Below are 21771 nucleotides of genomic sequence, written 5' to 3' on the forward strand. Positions count from 1 at the left end.
ACCTCATAAAATCCAAAATAGTAACCAAAAACTAACCGCAGGCTAACCAAAAGCTAACCAAAGACTAACCGTGTGTCTCTTTTTTTCCATTTCAACCTATGATATCATTATGATGGACAAATGAGATAGCAAATCTCAGGCAGTCCTCTTTTGCAAAAGAATACAGGTAAAGAATCAGGCACCAGCCTCTCACTTAACGGTGATGGGTATGGTGCTTTTCTTATGTATAAAATCAGGCGACGGCTTGAAATAACAAAGGAGGAAAAACAGGCATGAGTGATGATTATGACAGAGAAGGCATATATGAGGCATTTATCACAAACCTTGGGAAATACAATGAAGGTACTTTGATTGGCGAATGGGTAAAGTTTCCTGCTACATCGGAAGAGATTCAGAAAGCATTTGAAAAAATCGGAATAGGTACAAAGGATGAGTTTGGCAATGCATATGAAGAATGGTTCATTACTGATTACAACTGCAATCTTGACGCCCTTGTTAAGAACATAAATTTCGGAGAGTATGAAAATCTTGATGAATTAAATTACCTGGCTTCAAAGATAGGTGAACTTAATTCTTATGAACTAGAGAAATTCCAAGCAGTCTTAGAGGTCAGTGACTATACGGGAAGTGTCAAGGATGTAATCAACCTTACAGACAACCTTGATAAATATGATATTTACCCGGATGTTAAGAACTGTGAGGACTTGGGTATATATTATGTTGATGAACTAGAACCGGTGAAGGTGCCTGATGAACTGAGATACTACATTGACTATGAATCCTATGGCAGGGACATTGCACTTGATGAAAACGGACAGTTTACAGAAAACGGGTATGTAAGGGACAATGGTGACTCATTTGAGGAATATTATGACGGTACCATTGAAAGCATACCGGAGGAATACAGGGTTATGAACTTTATGGAAATATCTGAGAAAGGAATGGAAAATATGGATTATGAAACATTTAAGAAGGAGTTTTCTGAAGACATAAAGGAAAAGCTTTATGATATAGGTTATGGTGATGTGACAGTAATAATTAGCGATATAAGAAAGGTAAACGGACATTATGAGTCCATGAGTGTAGTACCTGAAGGGGAGATTATGGGAGTAAACTTCAATCTCGAAGAAAAATTTGCGAAATACGAGCATTCCGGTGACTATAACGGAGTTCTTAGAAGCACTGCCTATTTTATTGCAGATGGTTTTGACCTTACTCCAAAGGCTGAAATACCTACACTTTTTAACTATGAGACAATGAAAGATAAGCTTTCAGTTGAGGTAATATCTGCAGAAATAAATAAGGAATTGCTTACAGGCATTCCTCATGACAGGATTGAAGACCTTGCTGCAGTATACCGTTTTGCACTTAATAGTGGAGAAATGGGGAAAGGCATGGCTGCTTCAATACTTATTACCAATAGAATGATTGACGTGATGGGAATTACCCATGAACAGCTAAAAAACGATGCCCTGCGCAATGCACCTAAGATAAGGCCTGCAGTCATTACGGGGATGAGTGAGCTAATAAAAGATATGATGGGCAAAGAAGCCTATGAGCGTGCATACGGTAAGGATGATGCTGATGAAAAGATGTTTGTAGCGACAGTACCAGGAAAGGATTCCGGTGCAGGCATACTTGCATATCAGGATTTTATGGACAAAGCAGCTGCAAGAGTAGGGGGTGATTTTTTCATACTCCCATCTTCCATCCACGAGATTCTTTTAGTTAAAGATACAGGAGACAGAATGGCGGACGAGCTTAGAAATATGGTTAAGCATATAAATAAAACTGAACTAAGGCCTGAGGAAATACTCTCAGATAATGTTTACCACTATGATTCAAAGGAACATATCTTTGAGCTGGCAGAGAAGTTTGAAGCAAGGCAGAAAGAAAAGATGACAGATATTGAAATGAAGGCTGATGGCAGGGATTCTGTGATTAAGGATATGAAGAGCAAACAGAAGGAAGTTTCCAAAATACCCATAAAATCCGCACCTGAAAAGGCAGCAAAATCAAAGGGCGGAGAAGCTTTATAAAGATAAAAAACGGTAAAAATATAATTATATGTCGGCCTGTGGCATCTGCCATCCTGCCGGCATATTTTTATGGAGAGGCAGGTTGATTAGATGAAAGATTTACATAAAAATCCATCAAAAAAATCAGTAGTAAACCATAACAAAACAAGGAATGGAACACCTGTAGACCATCCGCAAAACTGCGAACATGAATGCCCTTATGGTTTTGACAGACCATTATGCTTCCCCTGCTATAAAAAGATTCTGAAAGAAATGCGTGAGAAAAGGAAAGAAAAAAATGGGATTTGATTACTTTTATGAGGAAGAGGCAGAGAAGTTTTCCTTTTACAGAATACCGAAGATTCTGTTTACCAATTTGAGATTTAAGGAGCTGTCTATGGAAGGTAAGGTACTTTACGGACTTTTCCTTGACAGGGTTTCATTATCAAGGGATAACGGCTGGATAGATGAAAATAAAAGGGTGTACATCATTTTTACGCTTGAAGCAATAAAAGAGTCTTTAGGCTGTTCCGAGAAGTCTGCCATAAAATATCTGGCTGAAATTCAAGAGTTTGGGCTTATAGAAAGAAAAAGGCAGGGGTTTGGTAAGCCTGCCCTTATCTATGTGAAAAACTTTTCAGACAGCCAAAATGTACAGGAAGAGACCTGTAATAATTACAGTTCATCACCTGTAAAAAATACAGTTACAGACCTGTATAATCTACAGCCTAATTATACTAATTATAATAATACTGATATTAATGATACTAATCCTATCTTACCGGATGATGAAAGGATGAGATTTGATAAATATCTAAACGATAGTCTTGAGTTAGAGATTCTTAAAAAAGATTATCCTTTAGACAGTGAAGTAATAGAAGGAATTAAGGAACTTATTCTTGATATACTCTGCTCAAAGCGTGAAACCATAGTAATCGCAGGGGATGAAAAACCTACAACCGTAGTAAAGAGTAGATTTATGAAGTTAAAAATGGAGCATATAAAGTATGTGATTGACTGTATGCGTGGAAATAAAACAAAGATAAGGAGCATAAAGCAGTATCTTCTTACGGCATTATATAATGCTCCGGCTACAATGGAGAGCTACTATCAGGCAGAAGTAAACCACGATATGGCAGAAGGAAGATTTATAAAAGGAGAAGAAAAATGGATATGAAAAAAATCTTAGACTATGCAGAGAACATAGCCGAAAACCTTGAAGGGCTTGTGTCTCTGATAGAGTGTGACAGTGAACCATTAAAAGGAGCAATTTTTGTAAATGATAGCCGGGAAGTAAGCTGTATAAGCAAGAACAGGGCACTTGAAATAACTGATGGATTTGGCAAATACAGGGAATCCGTGATGATTGGCAGTACGGACTACATCCTTATCTATGATTCAAGGGAGAAAATAGTGATTGGCGGTGAAGCATACATACCGTCAGGCTATGTGGTAATGAAGTCCTGCTATGGACTTATGGAGCTTGATGAGGATGACATTGAAACTGTTACTGAGGCTTTAAGCAGCAGGATAAAAATGATTGCACTTGGGAAATACAGGATACAGGCATATCCGCTTGATTAGGGGGAATTTGACTTTACATTTTTCTCAGGGAAAGCTTAGTTACTGTATTTTTAACTGAAAGAGGTGATGAAACTGATAAATGAAGAGGTAAACAGGGAGGTCAAGGATAAGGCGGTATATGCCGCTTACAAGTTTGTGGGGGTACCTACAGTTAAGTTATTTATAAAAGCATTGAAGGTATTTCCGGGTAAGCCTGTAAAGGCACTGGGAAAAAAGGTGGCTCATGGAATAGGACAGAAAATCCATCCGACTGAGGGAAAACAGTCAGTAAAAACGCTTATAAGGCAGGGGCAGGGAGTCACTTCCGTTCCACTTGCAGATGAGGGATTAAAGGACTTTCAGAAGATTGCAAAGAAATACGGTGTTGATTTTGCAGTTGTTAAGGATAAGGCAGAGTCACCGCCCATTTATACAGTCTTCTTTAAGGCTAAGGATACAGATGCTGTTACAAGGATTCTAAAGGATTATTCAGACAAACAGATAGTTAAGCCTTCATCTAAAAAGATAAGCATCCTTGAGAAACTAAAGAAATTTAAGGAGATTATAGCTGCAATGCCTAAAAAGTCAGTGGAGAAAAAGAAGGAGATTTCAAGATGAATACTAAATATTTGAAAAAGCTGATAATACTAAATCTCCCATATATCATTATAGGACTGCTTGCAACAAATCTCGGAGAAGCCTGGAGGACTGCTTACGGATTAAACATTGCAGAAAAAGTACAGAGCCTTGTAACAGGAGGGGTGCTTGCCGGAGCATTTTCGGATCCTCTTCCAAGCCTTCATTCTGCTGATTTATTAATAGGTGCTGTATGCGGAGTTCTTTTAAGGATGGCAGTGTACATTAGAAGCAGGAATGCCAAGAAATTCAGGCATAATGAGGAATATGGCTCAGCAAGATGGGGAAGGCACTCTGACATTGAACCTTTTGAAGATCCGGTGTCTGCAAACAATGTAATCCTGTCACAGACTGAGCGTATTACAATGAATTCAAGGCCAAAGGTACCCCAATATGCAAGAAATAAAAATGTGCTTGTGGTAGGCGGTTCAGGCTCAGGAAAGACCAGGTATTTTATAAAGCCAAATATTTTGCAGATGCATTCAAGCTATGTGGTTACTGATCCTAAGGGCAGCCTTATAGGTGAAGTCGGAAATGCACTTTATAAGAACGGATACCGGATTAAGGTATTTAATACAATAAATTTCACAAAATCCATGCACTATAATCCGTTTGCCTACATCCATTCAGAAAAGGACATACTAAAACTGGTTACTACCTTGATTGCCAATACAAAAGGCGAAGGAAAGGGCGGCGACGAATTCTGGCTTAAAGCAGAAACCCTTCTCTATACGGCGCTTATAGGCTACATACACTATGAGGCACCTGAGGAAGAGCAGAACTTTTCCACCCTGCTTGAAATGATAAATGCAATGGAAGTAAGGGAAGATGATGAGGAGTTTAAGAACCCGGTGGACATGATGTTTGACGAGCTTGCAGCAAAAGAGCCTGAACACTTTGCAGTAAGGCAGTATGCAAAGTATAAGCTTGCTGCCGGCAAGACTGCAAAAAGCATACTCGTAAGCTGCGGTGCAAGGCTTGCCCCATTTGACATTAAGGAGCTGAGGGATATTACTTCCCATGACGAGCTGGAGCTTGATACATTAGGGGATGAAAAGACAGCATTATTTTTAATTATGTCAGATACGGACAGCACATTTAACTTTCTTATATCAATGGTTTACACACAGATGTTCAATCTCTTATGCGAGAAGGCTGATGATGTGTACGGAGGAAGGCTCCCTGTGCATGTACGCTGCCTTATTGATGAGGCTGCAAACATAGGGCAGATTCCAAACCTTGAAAAGCTTGTGGCTACAATAAGAAGCCGAGAAATATCGGCCTGTCTTGTACTGCAGGCAAAATCACAGCTGAAGGCTATATATAAGGACAATGCTGACACAATAATAGGAAATATGGATTCACAGATTTTCCTTGGCGGTACTGAACAGACAACCTTAAAAGACCTTAATGCAATCCTAGGCAAGGAAACCATAGACATGTATAACACGGGGCAGTCAAAAGGCTCACAGGAGAGCCACAGCCTGAACTACCAGAAGCTTGGCAAAGACCTTATGACAATGGATGAACTGGCGGTCATGGACGGTGCAAAGTGCATAGTGCAGATCCGTGGCGTAAGGCCGTTTCTTTCAGAAAAGTATGACCTGGATAGTCATCCGAACTTTAAGCTTACGGCAGATTATGACAGGAAGAACTTCTTTGATGTGGTTAAGTTCCTTGACCACAGTCTTGTACTAAAAGCAGATGATGAATATGAAGTCATCGACATGACAGGGTAAAAAGCTCTTACATCCTATGCGATAAAGGCGTGGGAGTAAGGGCTTTTACTATAAATTCCCTAATTTTTGGGGAATATATGCGCGCATAGCCTGAACTTCTGCAGGAGTTCAGGCAGATAAAATAATAACTGCTCCGCTTTACGGTTGGAGGACATTTACATCACACATACTAAACCCTGTGTAGGACGAACACAGGAAATTTTATTTTAGGAGGAATAATATTATGGCATTTTTTAACAGTGCAGTAGGAACTTTACAGACACTTGTAGTGGCACTCGGTGCAGGCCTTGGAATCTGGGGTGCAATCAACCTTTTGGAAGGATATGGGAACGACAATCCCGGCGCTAATGCTCATGTACGGTAAGGAAGCAAGCAACCGAAAACAAGAGATAGACCGCCAGCACTACACTATTCCGAACCAAAGACCAAAAGATAAGCATTGTGGGAAAATCTAAACTTTTGGATTTTCCTACAATGCCGACTACGGCGGAATCCTTCCCACTCCTTATATCTTTATTTCCGTATACATTGAATTTGTATTTAGTAAATGCTATAATGTCCCTATTCAAATTATAAATGTGTTGAATTAGTTACATGTACATATTTTTTGTGCCGCATAAATACCCTGTTGAGGTTGTCGTTCTTTGTCCAGATGTGGAAACAATAAAAGGAAGGGAACGATACAGGGAGAAAACAGGCTATTCCGGCTTTACGGTTGAAACCTTATACGATACATTTATGCAGACAACACCACGGATCGGCTTTTGGCTGGACAATTCCAACCAAACACCACAGCAGACAGCAGAAACCATTCTGAACGCCAGAAAGTCGGTATGATTGTTACATATAAGGGGAAGAAAAATTTCTTTTAGGTACTTTCTTTCCTAAAACTAATGTGATATAATAGCATCATTCCAAAAAAGGAGTAAAAAATATGCGGCAAGGTATTCTTAAATAAAACTATAATCAAATAGTGGGAACAAAGGATTATGATAGTCCCTTTTGTGGGGGCTTGGTTTTTTGTACCCAATTTAAGAATACTTTTGCCTTATCAATTTTGACATATCCGAAAAACAGCAATCACAAACAGGTGTATGCTGTATATGTGTATGTCCGCAAATTATAATCCCCAGTGGTAAAAGTATTTTACTGCTGGGGATTTTTATGCCCTTTTGGGGCTGTAAAAGGAGGACAATCACATGAAAATAATCAATATTGGAATTCTCGCCCATGTAGACGCAGGAAAAACAACATTGACGGAAAGCCTGCTGTACACCAGTGGAGCGATTGCGGAACAAGGAAACGTGGATAAAGGAACTACAAGAACAGACACTATGATTTTGGAACGGCAGCGCGGAATTACCATTCAGACAGCGGTTACTTCTTTTTGCTGGAATGATTATAAAATCAATATCGTGGACACTCCCGGTCATATGGATTTTTTAACCGAAGCATACCGCTCTTTATCTGTCCTTGACGGAGCTGTTTTAGTCATTTCGGCAAAAGACGGCGTACAGGCACAAACCCGTATATTATTCCATGCGCTTCAGAAAATGGACATTCCGACAATTATCTTTATAAATAAGATAGACCAAAATGGGATCGACCTGCGGCGTGTTTACCAAAGCATTAAAGATAAACTTACCAGTGATATGATTGTCATGCAGGAGGTTTCCCTGTCGCCAAAGATAACCATGACCGATATTTCTGATTTGGACAAATGGGATATGATTATTTCCGGAAGCGATGAACTATTAGAACGATATGTTGCAGAGGATTCTTTGGATATACAGGAATTACAATATGAAAAGTGCAAAAGAACCAGATGCTGCTCTTTGTTTCCTGTTTATCATGGGAGTGCAAAAGACAATTTAGGAACAGAAAAACTGATTGAAGCGATTACAGAAACTTTCATTACAGAAACAGACGATATTCAGTCTGAATTATGTGGATATGTTTTTAAGGTTGAGTATACAGAGCGGAAAAAACGGCTTTCTTATTTACGCCTGTATCATGGGACGCTCCATTTACGGGATACCCTGCTGCTGTCAAAAAAGGAAAAAATAAAGATTACAGAAATGTGTATTCCGTCAAATGGTGAAATCGTCCCGGTTGACCATGCCTGTCCGGGAGAAATTGTTATTTTAGCTGATGATACTTTGAAACTGAACGACATTCTGGGAAATGAAAAACTCCTGCCTCACAAAACACGGATTGATAATCCCATGCCATTACTTCGGACAACGGTAGAGCCGCAAAAGCCGGAGCAAAGGGAAGCCCTGTTAAATGCCCTCACAGAGATTGCTGATACAGACCCTCTTTTGCATTTTGACATTGATACTGTTACACATGAGATTATATTATCTTTTTTGGGAAAAGTACAGTTAGAAGTTATTTGTTCGCTATTAGAAGAAAAATATCATGTGGGCGTGGCTATGAAAGAGCCTTCGGTTATTTATCTGGAAAGACCGCAAAAAAAAGCGAGCTACACGATTCATATTGAAGTGCCGCCGAATCCGTTTTGGGCATCTATTGGTTTGACTGTAACACCGCTTCCTGTTGGAAGCGGAACACAATATAAAAGCGAGGTATCTCTCGGCTATTTAAACCAAAGTTTTCAAAATGCCGTCATGGAGGGTGTGCGTTATGGAATGGAGCAGGGCTTATATGGCTGGGGAGTGACAGACTGCCAAATTTGTTTTGATTATGGAGTTTATTACAGCCCGGTCAGCACCCCCGCTGATTTTCGTTTTCTTGCGCCTGTCGTGTTGGAGCAGGCATTGAAAAAAGCAGGAACACAACTGTTGGAACCATACCTTTCCTTTACCCTTTTTGCACCGCAGGAATATCTTTCACGGGCTTATAATGACGCACCAAAGTATTGCGCAATCATTGAATCAACCAGACTTGAAAAAGATGAAGTTATTTTTAAGGGGGAAATCCCTGCCCGTTGTATTGGTGAATATAGAAATGATTTGAATTTTTATACAAATGGAAGAAGTGTCTGCATTACAGAATTAAAAGGGTATCAGGAAACTTCCGGCGAGCCTGTGTTTCAGCCACGCCGCCCGAACAGCCGTTTAGACAAGATCCGGCATATGTTTCAGAAGATAATGTAACATCTTGCGCAATGCAAACGTTCATTGCTGGCTATTGCGAAATATCATTGATAAAATCAGCATCAGAGAGGAGGAACCATTTTGAACCAGAAACAGACGGATATTACAACAGGAAAGCAAATACGTCATCTGCGAACACAATCGGGAATGACACAGGAAGAACTGGCTGGGAAATTGAATGTTACCCGGCAGGCGCTATCGAATTGGGAGAGAGATGTTAATGAACCCGATTTAAATACGTTGAAAAAAATTTGTTTTCTTTTTGGAGTCCACATGGACGATTTTGCGAAGGAGGTAATAACAAAAATGGAAACATGTGAAAAAAAGAGAAACGACAATTTAATAAGTATGATATGGCAATTGGACTTTTTTATGGTGTCGGGATATTTCTTGGCATTGGTATTTTCTTTGTTGGCGGTTTTATGACAATGTCGGGTGCAGGGTGGGGAGCATCACTATTTGGCGGTGGCTGTTTTTCTCTTGTATTTGGCTTGATATGCCATGCAGTTATTACATTGAGAAGAAATGACAAATGATGACATATCCTGCTTTCTAGTCTTTTCGGTCATATCGCGTAAAAAAGCCGCTGCTTTTGGCTTTCCAATAGCGGCGGCAAAGGGAAATATCCTTTGAATACCTTACAGAAGAAAAGTTTTGCAGCATTATAAAAATAAAAGCCTATACCATTTTGGAAAGAAAAGATACATAATAGTCAAGACGGCAACAATCAGAAGTTATGGAGGGTAACAATGGAATATAGTAAGGAAGATTTAATGGAAGCAAAAAGGCAAATTTTGGGAGTGGGAGAGAACATGGGAACAGAGGAAAGCAAAAAGATCTGGGAGAAAAACGCACAATTTTGGGATGATGCAATGGGTGACGAATCCAATGAATTTCACAGAGAGGTAGTACGTCCCAAAGTAACGGAACTTCTCTCTCCTGATCCTTCGGATTACATTTTGGATATTGCGTGCGGCAATGGAAATTATTCTTCGTATCTTGCACAGAGAGGCGCTTCGGTCGTCGCTTTTGATTACAGCAAAAAAATGATAGAATTGGCTAAAAGACGGCGATCACAATATGCAAAACAAATTGAGTTTTGCGTAGCGGATGCGACCAATAGAGAAAGCTTATTAGGATTAAAAAGAAATCGAGCCTTTACGAAAGCAGTTTCTAATATGGCAATTATGGATATTACGGATATTGAACCGCTTTTTATGGCTGTTTATGAACTATTGGAGGAAAACGGGATTTTTGTCTTTGCAACGCAGCACCCTTGTTTTATCACATTGACTGAAAAATATATGACACCGCACAGTTACTATGATATAGCGATCGAAGGGCAGCCGGAGGAGCAGATTTATTATCATCGTTCCATACAAGATATTTTTAACCTTTGTTTCAGAGCTGGATTTGTCATTGATGGATTTTATGAAGAATGTTTCAAAAACAATAAAGAAATTCCTATGGTAATGATAGTAAGGCTTAAAAAGGTAAAACGTGATAGCTTAAAATAAATTCAAGTTTGCCGGATAAATAGCAAACCCGGCCGAGCCAGTCAACGGTCAAGATGAACGGGCTTCGCCCGCCGTTGACAGCCCCGCCCGGTTTTGCAGTTAGGCAGTCAAGGAGCGACAGCCTAAAGTGCTGCCGCCCCTTACTATCATAAAAAGCAACTACTAACCAGCCACAGCCCTTTTGGGAGGAAAGGGGGATTTTCCATGACCTGTACAGAAGAATATCGGGAACATATCGAGTACACTTTCCATGCCTTTTGCAAAGTCGTTATCCGAAATGCAACGATCAACGCAGCGAGGACACGGAGCAGGAAGCACAAAAGAGAAATATCCCTTGAATACCTCACAGACGAAAAGCACTACCCTTTAGGCACGACAGATGAATATTTCCAAGCCCCGGAGCCGGACGAGGAATACATACTTACCCTTTGCGGCGATACGGTCATTTTCAGCAGCGGTTTACTTGCGGAAGCCCTGTCACGGCTGGACGAACGGGAGCGGGAAATGATTTACCTGTCCTTTTTCAAGCGTATTCCACAGCACGAAATTGGCAGACAGTACGGGCGCAGCCGCAGCACAGCGGGCTACCATATCCGAAAAGCCCTACGGCAGCTCCAAGCGGAAATGGAGGGAATGGCATATGAGAAATAATAGGCTTCTCCCCTATGAAACAATCGTCCAAGCCGCCAGCGGGGAGCCGGAAGCGGTGGGAACTGTATTGCAGTATTACCGCCGCCGCATACAATGTGCCGCCCGTGTGAATGGACGGGTAGACCAAGATACAGAGGACTACATCACCCAGACGCTTCTCACAGCTATTTTCAAGTTCCGCTTTGGGAGATAGCCCTACCGCCTACAACTGAATAACCGCCGCTTCGCCGGCAACCAGAAAGCAGTAAATCTATTCAACAGATTTGCTGCTTTTTTTCGTTCCTGTTTGGCATTTTTGAAAATCCCCAGTATGAAAAAACAAAAGGGAAAATAGCCGCCGCAGTTGGCAAAATCCCTTACTTATCCGTAGAGGGTATCAAAGAAAAAAATACTGCCATTGTCCGCCTATTCCGGCTTGCGTGGTGTTGTAGGGAATAGAGGGGAAATTCTAAAAATCTCCGTCCATTTTGCTTTGCGTGGTGTTGTAGGTAGTGAAAGGAAAATTTTCAAGATAAGCCGGAATAGCGGGTAGCAAAGCCCTTTTGAAACGTTTTGTTAGCGGAAAGGACGGGAGCCGGGGAACGCCGGAGTTTTTCAGAGCAAGATTCTACCGAGGTGCCAAAATTCGCTCTCCGCTTATTTTTGCCCCTGCGGGAATCTTGTTGGGGAGTGCCTTCCCCAAACCCTGCTATGCGCCCTGTCGGGCGAGAAAGGAGGTCACAGACCATGCGAAAGAAATACAATACGCCCCACCGCCGTCATGTGGTAAAGACCCGCATGACCGATGAAGAATACGCCGACTTCACCGGGCGGCTGGCGGCTTATGAAATCAGCCAGTCCGAGTTTATCCGGCAAGCCATACGGAAAGCGACCATACGCCCCATTGTCACCGTTTCCCCGGTCAATGACGGGCTGCTTGCCGCCCTCTCCAAGCTCACGGCAGAGTACGGGAAAATCGGCGGCAACTTAAACCAGATTGCCCGGAGCCTGAACGAATACGGAAGCCCCTACCGGGGGCTGGAAAAGGAAGTGCGGGGAGCCGCCGCCGACCTTGCCGCCTTGAAGTTTGAAGTCTTGCAGAAAGTAGGTGAAGCCGTTGGCGATACTCAAACATATCAGCTCTAAAAATGCCAACTACGGGGACGCTGAAAAATACCTCACATTCGAGCATGACGAGTTTACCATGAAGCCCACCCTTGACGCAGACGGGCGGCTCATACCGAGGGTAGACTACCGCATATCCTCTCTGAATTGTGGCGGGGAGGATTTTGCCGTTGCCTGTATGCGCTCCAATCTCCGCTACGGCAAGAACCAGAAACGGGAGGACGTAAAGAGCCACCACTACATCATCAGCTTTGACCCACGGGACGGCCCGGACAACGGCTTGACCGTTGATCGGGCGCAGGAGCTGGGCGAGAAGTTCTGCGCCGAGCATTTCCCCGGACACCAGGCCCTTGTCTGCACCCACCCGGACGGACACAGCCACACCGAAAATATCCATGTGCATATCGTCATTAACAGTCTGCGGATTGCGGAGGTTCCCATGCTGCCCCACATGGACAGGCCAGCGGACAGGAAAGCAGGCTGCAAGCACCGCTGTACGGACGCAGCTATGAACTATCTGAAAGCCGAAGTCATGGAGATGTGCCACAGCGAGGGGCTTTACCAGATAGACCTTTTGAACGGCAGCAAAGAACGCATTACCGAGCGTGAGTATTGGGCGCAGAAGAAAGGACAGGCTGCCCTTGACAGAGCCAACGCCCCTATTGCTGCGGACGGTATCGCGCCCCGGCAGACCAAGTTTGAAACGGATAAGGCGAAGCTGCGCCGGACTATCCGGGAAGCCCTTGCCGCTGCTTCCGGCTTTGATGAGTTTGCCGCCCTGCTTCTCCGGCATGGTGTGACCGTCAAGGAGAGCCGGGGGCGGCTAAGTTACCTCACGCCGGACAGGACGAAGCCAATTACCGCCCGGAAGCTGGGGGACGATTTTGACCGGGCTGCTGTCCTCTCCGTTTTGGAGCAGAACGCCGCCAGAGCCGCCGAAAAACCCGCAGCCATAGCGGAATACCCCGGCAGTATCAAAGACCGCTTACGGACGAAAAAAGAAGCGAAAAACGCCCCGAACAATGACGCTGTACAGCGCATGGTAGACATAGCCGCCAAGCGAGCCGAGGGGAAAGGACGGGGCTATGAGAAGTGGGCGACCATGCACAACCTCAAACAGATGTCGGCTACCCTCATGCTCTACCAGCAGTATGGCTTTTCTTCCCCGGACGAGCTGGACGCTGCCATTTCCGCAGCCAACACCGCCACGCAGGAGAGCCTTGCCGGACTGAAAGGGCTGGAAGCCGCTATCCGGGAGAAAAAGGAATTGCAGCGCAACCTTTTGGGCTATATCGGCACGAAGCCCGCCCGTGACGGTCTGAAAGCGCAGAAATCGGAGAAAGCCCGGAGAGCCTACCGGGAACAGCACGAAAGCGATTTTATCATAGCGGACACAGCCGCCCGTTATTTCCGGGAGCATGGAATAACCAAGCTGCCAGCCAGCAAAGCCCTGCAAAGGGAGATTGAGCAGCTTACCGTCCAGAAGAACGCCGGATATAACGACTACCGGGAGAAACGCCAGCGGGCGCAGGAGCTTCAGACAGTCAGACGCAATATCGACCAGATTTTAAGGGGCGCACCGAGCCAGCAGAAAAAGCGTGAACAGGAGCGTTAAAGACCGCCCCGAAATGATACCGAAACCCTACAAAAATACAGGTATGATATGAACCCTTACCGCAATACTCCCCGACTTCCAAACGGGGCTTACAGGGCAGAAAAAGCCCGAAAATGATACCGAGAACATACAGAAAATGCCCCCTATCCCGCTACACCGATAGGAACGGCAGAAAGGAGCTTACCATTGCCGAGAATGAGCAAGAAGCGGCGGCTGGAATGGTCTTTCTTCCTCAACCACCGCAACCGTATCACTTACAACGACCTATGCCGGGGCTGCACCCGTGACTGCAAACAGAGCTTCCGGGCGGTTATCATACTATGCCCTCGCTATTATTCCAAACGCTGGAAAAAGGAGGACGCAGCCTATGGCAGATAACCGCAAATATTACTACCTCAAGCTGAAAGAGAGCTATTTTGACGATGATGCAATCGTTCTGCTGGAAAGTATGCAGGACGGCGTTATCTATTCCAACATTCTCTTGAAGCTGTACTTGAAATCGCTGAAAAACGGCGGGAAATTGCAGCTTGACGAGAATATCCCCTACACCGCCCAGATGATTGCGACCATTACCCGCCAGCAGGTAGGTACCGTAGAGAGAGCTTTGAAAATCTTTATGAAGCTGGGGCTTGTGGAGCCTTTGCCAAGCGGCGCACTCTACATGAGCAACATTGAGCTTTTAATCGGCCAGTCCTCTACCGAGGGGGAGCGCAAGCGCAGGGCGCGGCTGGCTTTGCAGGAACAAAAAGCCCTGCCGCAGACAGGGGCGGACAAATGTCCACCATATCGAGCGGACATTTGTCCACCAGAGATAGAGATAGAGAAAGAGATAGATATAGAAATAGAAAAAGAGAGAGAGTTAGAAACGGGACACCCCGCCCCCGCCGCCTATGGCAGATACCACAATGTCATTCTTTCCGATACGGAGCTTGACGGGCTGAAAACAGAGCTTCCCGGCAAGTGGGAGTATTACATTGACCGCCTATCCTGCCATATCGCTTCCAGCGGGAGGAAATACAAGAGCCATGCAGCCACGATTTTCAAGTGGGCGCAGGAGGACGCAGCCAAGAAAGCCCCGAAAAAGGGCATACCCGATTATACCTGTAAGGAGGGCGAGAGCTTATGACGAATGGATTTGATGAAATGATTTTGAATATGACCGACACCACGCCGGAGCCGGAGGACTACACCGGCGAGGACGGGCTTTTATACTGCGGGAAGTGCCACAAGCCCAAAGAGGGCTATTTCCCCAAAGAAACCGCCGCATGGCTGGGGCGTGACCGCCACCCGGCAGAATGTGACTGCCAGCGGGCAGAGCGTGAGGAACGGGAAGCCGCAGAGAAACAGCGCAGTCACCTTGAAACTGTCGAGCGGTTGAAGCGGCGGGGCTTTACAGACCCGGCTATGCAGGGCTGGACGTTTGAGAACGACAACGGCAAGTGCCCGCAAATGGAACACGCCCATTTCTATGTGGAGAACTGGGAAACCATGAAAGAGCGCAACATTGGCTATCTGCTATGGGGCGGCGTTGGCACAGGCAAGAGCTATTTTGCGGGCTGTATCGCAAATGCCCTTATGGAGCGTGAAATCCCCGTGTGCATGACAAACTTTGCATTGATATTGGGTGACCTTGCCGCCAGCTTTGAGGGCAGGAATGAATATATCTCCCGACTTTGCAGCTTCCCGCTGCTTATCCTTGACGATTTTGGAATGGAACGGGGAACGGAATACGGCTTAGAGCAGGTCTACAACGTGATTGACAGCCGTTACCGCAGCGGCAGGCCGCTGATCGTCACGACTAATCTCACGCTGGAGGACTTGCAGCACCCGGAGGACACCGCCCACGCCCGCATTTATGACCGTCTGATTGAAATGTGTTCTCCTGTCCGCTTTACCGGGAGCAACTTCCGAAAAGCCACGGCGCAGGAGAAAATGGGACAACTGAAAAAGCTGATGAACAGAAAGGAGAGCCGCCTATGACCAACACCCCAAAGAATGACCGCAGCACCCGCCGCCCGGATTGCGTGACGGAAATCCGCATAGGTAATTCTGTCCTTGTCGTTTCCGGCTATTTCAAGCAGGACACCACCGCCACCGCCGCCGATAAAATGCTGAAAGTGCTGGAAGCGGAAGCTGCTACACAAAAATCGGCAATTTGACGGGACGTAAAGAAGCAGAAAGGACTGTACAGCCAGCCCCGGCGTGTGGTATGATAGTCATACGGAATAGTGGGGCTGGCTGTCGGAAATGGAGGACACTATGTTAAGACAGACCACCCGAAACCTTATTACCGCCCTTTATCCGAGATTATCCCACGAGGACGAGCTGCAAGGTGAGAGCAATTCTATTTCAAACCAGAAGCGTATTCTTGAAACCTATGCGAAGCAGAACGGCTTTTCCAATCTGCAATGGTACACAGATGACGGTTATTCTGGGGCGAACTTCCAAAGACCCGGTTTTCAAGCCATGCTTGCGGACATTGAAGCCGGAAAAGTCGGCACCGTTATCGTCAAGGATATGTCACGGTTAGGGCGAAACTATCTGCAAGTGGGAATGTATACGGAAATGATTTTCCCACAGAAAGGCGTCCGCTTTATCGCTATCAATGACGGAGTGGACAGCGCACAGGGCGACAATGATTTTGCCCCTCTGCGGAACATTTTTAACGAATGGCTGGTGAGAGATACGAGCAAGAAAATCAAAGCAGTAAAACGGTCTAAGGGTATGAGCGGGAAGCCCGTCACGAGCAAACCCGTATACGGCTACTTTATGGACGAGGACGAAAATTTTATCATTGACGGGGAAGCCGCCCCTGTTGTGCGGCAGATTTACAGCTTGTGCCTTGCCGGGAACGGGCCGACCAAGATAGCCCGTATGCTCACAGAGCAGGAGATCCCCACGCCGGGAACGCTGGAATACCGTCGGACGGGAAGCACCCGCCGCTACCACCCCGGCTATGAGTGCAAGTGGGCGACCAATACCGTGGTACATATCCTTGAAAACAGGGAGTACACGGGCTGTCTGGTAAACTTCAAGACGGAGAAGCCGTCCTACAAGACCAAGCACAGCGTAGAGAACCCCATTGAGAAACAGGCGATTTTCGAGAACCACCATGAGCCTATCATTGACACCCAGATGTGGGAGCGTGTGCAGGAGTTACGCAAGCAGCGCAAACGCCCGAACCGCTATGATGAAGTGGGCTTATTCTCCGGCATACTCTTTTGTGCCGACTGCGGCAGCGTCCTTTACCAGCAGCGTTACCAGAACGCCACCCGCAAGCAGGATTGTTATATCTGCGGGAGCTACAAGAAGCGTACCCGTGACTGTACGGCGCACTTTATCCGCACCGACCTGTTGACCGCCGGAGTGACCGACAATCTGCGGAAAGTCACCAGCTATGCAGCGAAGCACGAAGCCCGGTTTATGAAGCTGCTGATCGAGCAGAACGAGGACGGGGGCAAGCGCAGGAACGCCGCAAGGAAAAAGGAGCTGGAAGCCGCCGAGAAGCGTATCAGCGAGTTATCCGCTATCTTCAAGCGGCTGTATGAGGACAGCGTGACCGGGCGCATTTCAGACGAGCGTTTCACGGAGCTGTCGGCAGACTATGAAGCCGAGCAGAAAGAACTGAAAGAGAGAGCCGCCGCTATCCGGGCAGAGCTTTCCAAAGCGCAGGAAGCCACGGTAAACGCAGAAAAGTTTATGAATGTTGTCCGCAAGTACACCAGCTTTGAAGAACTTACCCCTACCCTTTTGCGTGAGTTTGTGGAGAAAATCGTTGTGCATGAGTGCAGCTATGACGAGAACGGCACACGCAGACAGGACATTGATATTTATTACTCTTTCGTTGGCAAGGTAGACCTGCCCGAATGACCGCCCGACCTATCCGGCGCAATGCGCAAACGCCGGATAGGAACGGCAAAATTTTTTACACTTCTACTACTTCTTTATCACACATCAGCAAAGAGCCAGGGAATGAAGCAGCTTATGGCAGGTGGTGGTGTTGCCCTTATAGGTACAACACTTGTGCCCCTTCTTAAGGGACTGTTCGGCTAAAGACATTTATAGGGGCAGGGGCAGTCCCTGTCCCGCATTGAAAGGAGGAAACAGTTGGACATCATAATTCAGCAGATTTCTGACTGGATTAAGGAAATCCTTGTGTCAGGAATTATGGACAGCCTGACGGGCACATTTACGGCTATGAATGAGCAGGTAGGACAGATTGCAGCTGATGTTGGACAGACACCGGGAAACTTTCTGCCGGCAGTCTTTAACATGGTTAAAAACCTGTCGGAATCAGTAATTATGCCGGTGGCAGGAATACTTTTAACCTTCATAGCCTGCTACGAGCTTATAGAGCTTATCATCAGCCATAATAACCTGGCAAACTTTGAGACCTGGTTCATATGGAAATGGATATTTAAGACCTTTATTGCCGTAGAGCTGATTACAAACACATTTAATATTACAATGGCAGTCTTTGATGTGTCACAGCATATAGTAAGGCAGGCAGGAGGAATAATACAGGGAAGTACGGCAGTTGATACAGGCTCACTTTCTTCAATGCAGTCAGAACTTGAGGCAATGGAAGTGGGAAGTCTGTTTGGGATTTTCTTACAGACACTAATCATCAGGTTTCTTATGTATGTAATGGCTGCCTTAATCTTTGTAATAATTAACGGCAGGATGGTTGAGATTTACCTTATGGTAAGTCTTGCACCGATTCCGTTTGCATCATTTGGAAGCAAAGAACAGAGCCAGATGGGACAGAATTACTTAAAGAGTATCTTTGCCCTCGGATTTCAGGGGTTCCTAATCATGGTATGCGTAGGAATATATGCGGTAATGATACAGTCTGTTGCATTAAGTAGCGACATCGTTGCTTCGATGTGGAAAGTAATGGGATTTACTATCCTCCTTGCATTTACCCTGTTTAAGACGGGATCGGTTGCAAAGGGAATATTACACGCAAATTAAGGAGGAGAAGATGGCAGCATCTTATATCAGTATCCCCAGGGATCTGACAAAAGTAAAAAGCAAGGTTATGTTTAACCTTACAAAAAGACAGTTAATATGTTTTGGAATGGCGGTTCTTATAGGAGTACCGTCATTCTTTTTATTGAAGGCGGCTACAGGTGTGAATGCGGCAGTTATGGGAATGATGGCAGTAATGATGCCCTTCTTTTTTCTTGCAATGTATGAGAAAAACGGGCAGCCCCTTGAAGTAATCCTCATTCACATAATTGAGACAGTATTCATAAGACCTAAAATACGCCCGTATGTTACGGATAATTATTACTCGGCACTTATAAGGCAGGCTGAGGCTGAAAGGGAGGTAGAAAGAATTGTTAGGCTTTCTGGGAAAGAAAAAAAGCACAGAAAAGAAGTTTGTTATGCCGGAGGGATTAAGTCCGGCAGAAAAAAAGGCGGTAATGGAAATCTTAAGGAGAAACAGGAAAGATGACGGAATGCCAAGAACTGCACAGCAGAGCATTCCCTTTGAGAGAATGTTTCCTGACGGAATATGCAGGAGCGGAGCTGATTACTATACAAAGACAATACAGTTTCAGGACATAAACTATCAGTTAGCAGAACAGGAAGATAAAACTGAGATATTTGAAGAATGGTGCTCCTTCCTTAACTTTTTTGACAGCTCGGTAAGGTTCCAGATTTCATTCTGCAACATGGCAACAGATGTTTCCGATTTTGAAAAAAGCATAGCAATTTCACATAAAAAAGATGGATTTGATGATGTTAGGGATGAGTATTCCGAAATCCTGCTCCATCAGATGGAGGCAGGAAACAACGGGCTTACAAAGACCAAATACCTGACATTTGGTATAAATGCAGAGTCGGTAAAGACTGCAAAACCAAGGCTTATACACATTGAAACAGACATACTTAATAACTTTAAGCGGCTCGGAGTGCAGGCAAAGAGCTTAAACGGCTGTGAGAGACTTGCCGTCATGCACAGACAGCTTCATATAGGTGATGATGCAAAGTTTCATTTTGACTGGAAGTATCTTACAGGTTCAGGGCTTTCAGTAAAGGATTTTATTGCACCAAGCAGTTTTGCATTTCCTACAGGCAGGTATTTCAAAATTGGTGATTTGTATGGTGGCTTGAGTTTTCTTTCAATAGATGCATCAGATTTAAGTGACAGGCTGCTTGCAGACTTTCTGTCAATGGAATCAAGCCAGGTGGTGACAATGCATATAAGGCCGGTTGACCAGAATGAGGCTATAAAGACGATAAAACATACAATAACCGAACTTGACCGTTCAAAGATTGAAGAACAGAAGAAGGCTGTAAGGTCAGGATATGACATGGATATAATTCCATCAGACCTTGCAACCTACGGAAAGGATGCGAAGGCTCTATTAAAGGAGTTGCAGTCACAGAATGAGAGGATGTTCCTTCTCACATTTATAGTGATGAACACAGGAAAGACTAAGCAGGAACTTGAAAACAATATCTTTCAGGCGGCTTCAATAGCGCAGAAGCATAACTGCAACCTGATAAGACTTGATTACAGGCAGGAGCAGGGACTTATGAGCACCCTTCCGCTTGCAGAAAGTTTTATAGAGATTGAAAGAGGAATGACAACTTCAAGTACGGCTATATTCGTGCCTTTTACCACACAGGAACTCTTCCAGAGTGGGGATGAGGCACTTTATTACGGCCTTAATGCCCTTTCAAACAACATGATTATGGTTGACAGGAAAAAGCTTAAGAATCCAAATGCACTTATTCTTGGAACACCCGGTTCAGGAAAGTCATTTTCAGCCAAAAGGGAGATAGCAAACAGTTTCCTTGTGACAGATGATGACATAATAATATCAGATCCTGAGTCAGAGTATTCAGCCTTAACATCAAGGTTTGGAGGTCAGGTAATTAAGATAAGCCCTGCATCGGAGCATTATATTAACCCTATGGATATAAATATGAACTATTCTGAAGATGATAATCCGGTTGCCTTAAAGGCAGACTTCATACTATCCCTCTGTGAACTGATTGTGGGAAACAAGGACGGACTGAGACCTGTGGAAAAAACAGTAATCGACAGGTGCATAAGAAAGATTTACCGTAAATATTTTGAGAATCCATTGCCTGAAAATATGCCTATATTAGAAGACTTGTACAGGGAGCTTTTAGAGCAGAACGAACCTGAGGCAAGGCAGGTAGCAACTGCACTTGAAATCTATGTTTCAGGCTCATTAAATGTGTTTAACCACAGGACAAATGTTGAGCTTACTAACCGCCTTGTGTGTTATGACATAAAGGAACTTGGCAAGCAGCTTAAAAAGATAGGCATGCTGATAGTCCAGGACCAGGTATGGGGCAGGGTTACTGAGAACAGGAGCAGGGGGAAATCCACAAGATACTATATGGATGAAATGCACCTTCTTCTTCGTGAAGAGCAGACTGCGGCATATACGGTTGAAATCTGGAAGCGTTTCAGGAAATGGGGAGGGATTCCTACGGGAATTACCCAGAATGTGAAGGATCTTCTCTCTTCAAAAGAAGTGGAGAACATATTTGAAAACTCCGACTTTATCTATATGTTAAACCAGGCATCAGGCGACAGGCAGATTCTTGCAAAGCAGTTAAATATAAGCCCACACCAGCTCTCCTATGTTACACATTCGGGAGAAGGTGAAGGGCTTTTGTTTTACGGAAATGTCATTCTTCCGTTTGTAGACAGATTTCCTACTAATACGGAACTCTACCGCATTATGACAACAAAACTTCTTGAGGCATCAGAGATAAACAAGGGGCAGACAGCATAATGGACTGCCCTTTAGGAAGGAT

General features: G+C 44.6%; 23 protein-coding genes and 1 pseudogene. All 24 read left to right on the plus strand.

All coding sequences use genetic code 11. The features are described 5' to 3' along the window. The first annotated feature begins 150 nt into the window (after nucleotides 1-150). The 24 genes and pseudogenes from GCWU000282_RS17285 (at nucleotide 151) to GCWU000282_RS11910 (ending at nucleotide 21749) form a co-directional block, all read left to right on the plus strand. Nucleotides 151-276 (plus strand): hypothetical protein, encoded by a 126-nt coding sequence (locus GCWU000282_RS17285; RefSeq protein WP_023355368.1) that lies wholly within the window; start codon nucleotides 151-153, stop codon nucleotides 274-276. Beyond that, nucleotides 273-2039, plus strand: a complete 1767-nt coding sequence (locus GCWU000282_RS16035) for a DUF5688 family protein (RefSeq protein ID WP_023355369.1) — start codon at nucleotides 273-275, stop codon at nucleotides 2037-2039. The genes GCWU000282_RS17285 and GCWU000282_RS16035 overlap by 4 nt, the downstream gene beginning before the upstream one ends. A 90-nt stretch (nucleotides 2040-2129) precedes the next feature. After that, nucleotides 2130-2327 carry a hypothetical protein gene (locus tag GCWU000282_RS11810; protein ID WP_023355370.1) on the plus strand — a complete coding sequence of 66 codons (198 nt, stop codon included), beginning with the start codon at nucleotides 2130-2132 and terminating at the stop codon, nucleotides 2325-2327. Further along, entirely contained in the window at nucleotides 2317-3195 is an 879-nt protein-coding gene (locus tag GCWU000282_RS11815) for a DUF6017 domain-containing protein (protein ID WP_035040670.1), read from the plus strand. The genes GCWU000282_RS11810 and GCWU000282_RS11815 overlap by 11 nt, the downstream gene beginning before the upstream one ends. Further along, nucleotides 3186-3602, plus strand: coding sequence for a hypothetical protein (locus GCWU000282_RS11820; RefSeq protein WP_023355372.1), 417 nt, complete (start codon nucleotides 3186-3188; stop codon nucleotides 3600-3602). Before GCWU000282_RS11815 ends, GCWU000282_RS11820 begins: the two co-directional genes overlap by 10 nt. Before the next feature lie 66 nt (nucleotides 3603-3668). Continuing rightward, on the plus strand, nucleotides 3669-4199 hold the full coding sequence (locus GCWU000282_RS16040; protein WP_023355373.1) for a PcfB family protein: 531 nt from the start codon (nucleotides 3669-3671) through the stop codon (nucleotides 4197-4199). Beyond that, nucleotides 4196-5956 carry a VirD4-like conjugal transfer protein, CD1115 family gene (locus tag GCWU000282_RS11830; protein WP_023355374.1) on the plus strand — a complete coding sequence of 587 codons (1761 nt, stop codon included), beginning with the start codon at nucleotides 4196-4198 and terminating at the stop codon, nucleotides 5954-5956. Before GCWU000282_RS16040 ends, GCWU000282_RS11830 begins: the two co-directional genes overlap by 4 nt. Nucleotides 5957-6179: 223 nt before the next feature. Next, nucleotides 6180-6320, plus strand: coding sequence for a Maff2 family mobile element protein (locus GCWU000282_RS16380; protein ID WP_023355375.1), 141 nt, complete (start codon nucleotides 6180-6182; stop codon nucleotides 6318-6320). Nucleotides 6321-7155: 835 nt separating this feature from the next. Beyond that, nucleotides 7156-9075 (plus strand): tetracycline resistance ribosomal protection protein Tet(32), encoded by a 1920-nt coding sequence (gene tet(32), locus GCWU000282_RS11845; RefSeq protein WP_002602099.1) that lies wholly within the window; start codon nucleotides 7156-7158, stop codon nucleotides 9073-9075. A gap of 81 nt (nucleotides 9076-9156) precedes the next feature. After that, a pseudogene (locus tag GCWU000282_RS11850) lies at nucleotides 9157-9611 on the plus strand (helix-turn-helix domain-containing protein). Between the two features lie 213 nt (nucleotides 9612-9824). Further along, nucleotides 9825-10592 (plus strand): class I SAM-dependent methyltransferase, encoded by a 768-nt coding sequence (locus GCWU000282_RS11855; RefSeq protein ID WP_002602097.1) that lies wholly within the window; start codon nucleotides 9825-9827, stop codon nucleotides 10590-10592. A 204-nt stretch (nucleotides 10593-10796) separates the two neighbouring features. After that, complete coding sequence (locus GCWU000282_RS11860) at nucleotides 10797-11243, plus strand: RNA polymerase sigma factor (RefSeq protein ID WP_002602096.1); 447 nt, start codon at nucleotides 10797-10799, stop codon at nucleotides 11241-11243. Continuing rightward, entirely contained in the window at nucleotides 11233-11436 is a 204-nt protein-coding gene (locus tag GCWU000282_RS11865; protein ID WP_002602095.1) for a helix-turn-helix domain-containing protein, read from the plus strand. The genes GCWU000282_RS11860 and GCWU000282_RS11865 overlap by 11 nt, the downstream gene beginning before the upstream one ends. A 533-nt stretch (nucleotides 11437-11969) precedes the next feature. Further along, nucleotides 11970-12368, plus strand: a complete 399-nt coding sequence (locus GCWU000282_RS11870; protein WP_002602094.1) for a plasmid mobilization protein — start codon at nucleotides 11970-11972, stop codon at nucleotides 12366-12368. Next, nucleotides 12340-13962 (plus strand): relaxase/mobilization nuclease domain-containing protein, encoded by a 1623-nt coding sequence (locus tag GCWU000282_RS11875; RefSeq protein WP_002602093.1) that lies wholly within the window; start codon nucleotides 12340-12342, stop codon nucleotides 13960-13962. Before GCWU000282_RS11870 ends, GCWU000282_RS11875 begins: the two co-directional genes overlap by 29 nt. Before the next feature lie 186 nt (nucleotides 13963-14148). Beyond that, nucleotides 14149-14340 (plus strand): hypothetical protein, encoded by a 192-nt coding sequence (locus GCWU000282_RS16935; RefSeq protein ID WP_006058351.1) that lies wholly within the window; start codon nucleotides 14149-14151, stop codon nucleotides 14338-14340. Continuing rightward, on the plus strand, nucleotides 14330-15088 hold the full coding sequence (locus GCWU000282_RS11880; protein WP_002605636.1) for a phage replisome organizer N-terminal domain-containing protein: 759 nt from the start codon (nucleotides 14330-14332) through the stop codon (nucleotides 15086-15088). Before GCWU000282_RS16935 ends, GCWU000282_RS11880 begins: the two co-directional genes overlap by 11 nt. Continuing rightward, the gene (locus GCWU000282_RS11885; protein ID WP_002605635.1) at nucleotides 15085-15942 is read left to right on the plus strand and encodes an ATP-binding protein; all 858 of its coding nucleotides are present in this window, start codon (nucleotides 15085-15087) and stop codon (nucleotides 15940-15942) included. The genes GCWU000282_RS11880 and GCWU000282_RS11885 overlap by 4 nt, the downstream gene beginning before the upstream one ends. Next, nucleotides 15939-16121, plus strand: coding sequence for a transposon-encoded TnpW family protein (locus GCWU000282_RS11890; RefSeq protein WP_002605634.1), 183 nt, complete (start codon nucleotides 15939-15941; stop codon nucleotides 16119-16121). Before GCWU000282_RS11885 ends, GCWU000282_RS11890 begins: the two co-directional genes overlap by 4 nt. A 100-nt stretch (nucleotides 16122-16221) precedes the next feature. Further along, complete coding sequence (locus GCWU000282_RS11895; RefSeq protein WP_002605633.1) at nucleotides 16222-17832, plus strand: recombinase family protein; 1611 nt, start codon at nucleotides 16222-16224, stop codon at nucleotides 17830-17832. 21 nt (nucleotides 17833-17853) lie between these two features. Continuing rightward, nucleotides 17854-18015: a Maff2 family mobile element protein gene (locus tag GCWU000282_RS17660; protein ID WP_023355378.1), complete on the plus strand. Its 162-nt coding sequence runs from the start codon at nucleotides 17854-17856 to the stop codon at nucleotides 18013-18015. A gap of 54 nt (nucleotides 18016-18069) precedes the next feature. After that, nucleotides 18070-18936, plus strand: coding sequence for a VirB6/TrbL-like conjugal transfer protein, CD1112 family (locus GCWU000282_RS11900; protein ID WP_023355379.1), 867 nt, complete (start codon nucleotides 18070-18072; stop codon nucleotides 18934-18936). 10 nt (nucleotides 18937-18946) lie between these two features. After that, complete coding sequence (locus GCWU000282_RS11905) at nucleotides 18947-19423, plus strand: PrgI family protein (RefSeq protein WP_035040681.1); 477 nt, start codon at nucleotides 18947-18949, stop codon at nucleotides 19421-19423. Continuing rightward, nucleotides 19353-21749, plus strand: coding sequence for a VirB4-like conjugal transfer ATPase, CD1110 family (locus tag GCWU000282_RS11910; protein ID WP_035040684.1), 2397 nt, complete (start codon nucleotides 19353-19355; stop codon nucleotides 21747-21749). The genes GCWU000282_RS11905 and GCWU000282_RS11910 overlap by 71 nt, the downstream gene beginning before the upstream one ends. Nucleotides 21750-21771: the final 22 nt, after the last annotated feature.

Origin of the sequence: Catonella morbi ATCC 51271 (assembly GCF_000160035.2) — a bacterium.
GTDB lineage: Bacteria > Bacillota > Clostridia > Lachnospirales > Lachnospiraceae > Catonella > Catonella morbi.

Coding starts and splice junctions, on each gene's coding strand:
- GCWU000282_RS11905 (WP_035040681.1), top strand. CDS start 18,947: ATGGCAGCATCTTATATCAGTATCCCCAGGGATCTGACAAAAGTAAAA.
- GCWU000282_RS11885 (WP_002605635.1), top strand. CDS start 15,085: ATGACGAATGGATTTGATGAAATGATTTTGAATATGACCGACACCACG.
- GCWU000282_RS16040 (WP_023355373.1), top strand. CDS start 3,669: ATGAAACTGATAAATGAAGAGGTAAACAGGGAGGTCAAGGATAAGGCG.
- GCWU000282_RS11910 (WP_035040684.1), top strand. CDS start 19,353: ATGCCGGAGGGATTAAGTCCGGCAGAAAAAAAGGCGGTAATGGAAATC.
- GCWU000282_RS16035 (WP_023355369.1), top strand. CDS start 273: ATGAGTGATGATTATGACAGAGAAGGCATATATGAGGCATTTATCACA.
- GCWU000282_RS11855 (WP_002602097.1), top strand. CDS start 9,825: ATGGAATATAGTAAGGAAGATTTAATGGAAGCAAAAAGGCAAATTTTG.
- GCWU000282_RS11895 (WP_002605633.1), top strand. CDS start 16,222: ATGTTAAGACAGACCACCCGAAACCTTATTACCGCCCTTTATCCGAGA.
- GCWU000282_RS11860 (WP_002602096.1), top strand. CDS start 10,797: ATGACCTGTACAGAAGAATATCGGGAACATATCGAGTACACTTTCCAT.
- GCWU000282_RS11815 (WP_035040670.1), top strand. CDS start 2,317: ATGGGATTTGATTACTTTTATGAGGAAGAGGCAGAGAAGTTTTCCTTT.
- GCWU000282_RS16380 (WP_023355375.1), top strand. CDS start 6,180: ATGGCATTTTTTAACAGTGCAGTAGGAACTTTACAGACACTTGTAGTG.
- GCWU000282_RS11810 (WP_023355370.1), top strand. CDS start 2,130: ATGAAAGATTTACATAAAAATCCATCAAAAAAATCAGTAGTAAACCAT.
- GCWU000282_RS11830 (WP_023355374.1), top strand. CDS start 4,196: ATGAATACTAAATATTTGAAAAAGCTGATAATACTAAATCTCCCATAT.
- GCWU000282_RS11870 (WP_002602094.1), top strand. CDS start 11,970: ATGCGAAAGAAATACAATACGCCCCACCGCCGTCATGTGGTAAAGACC.
- GCWU000282_RS11865 (WP_002602095.1), top strand. CDS start 11,233: ATGAGAAATAATAGGCTTCTCCCCTATGAAACAATCGTCCAAGCCGCC.
- GCWU000282_RS11880 (WP_002605636.1), top strand. CDS start 14,330: ATGGCAGATAACCGCAAATATTACTACCTCAAGCTGAAAGAGAGCTAT.
- GCWU000282_RS11820 (WP_023355372.1), top strand. CDS start 3,186: ATGGATATGAAAAAAATCTTAGACTATGCAGAGAACATAGCCGAAAAC.
- GCWU000282_RS11890 (WP_002605634.1), top strand. CDS start 15,939: ATGACCAACACCCCAAAGAATGACCGCAGCACCCGCCGCCCGGATTGC.
- GCWU000282_RS17660 (WP_023355378.1), top strand. CDS start 17,854: ATGCGCAAACGCCGGATAGGAACGGCAAAATTTTTTACACTTCTACTA.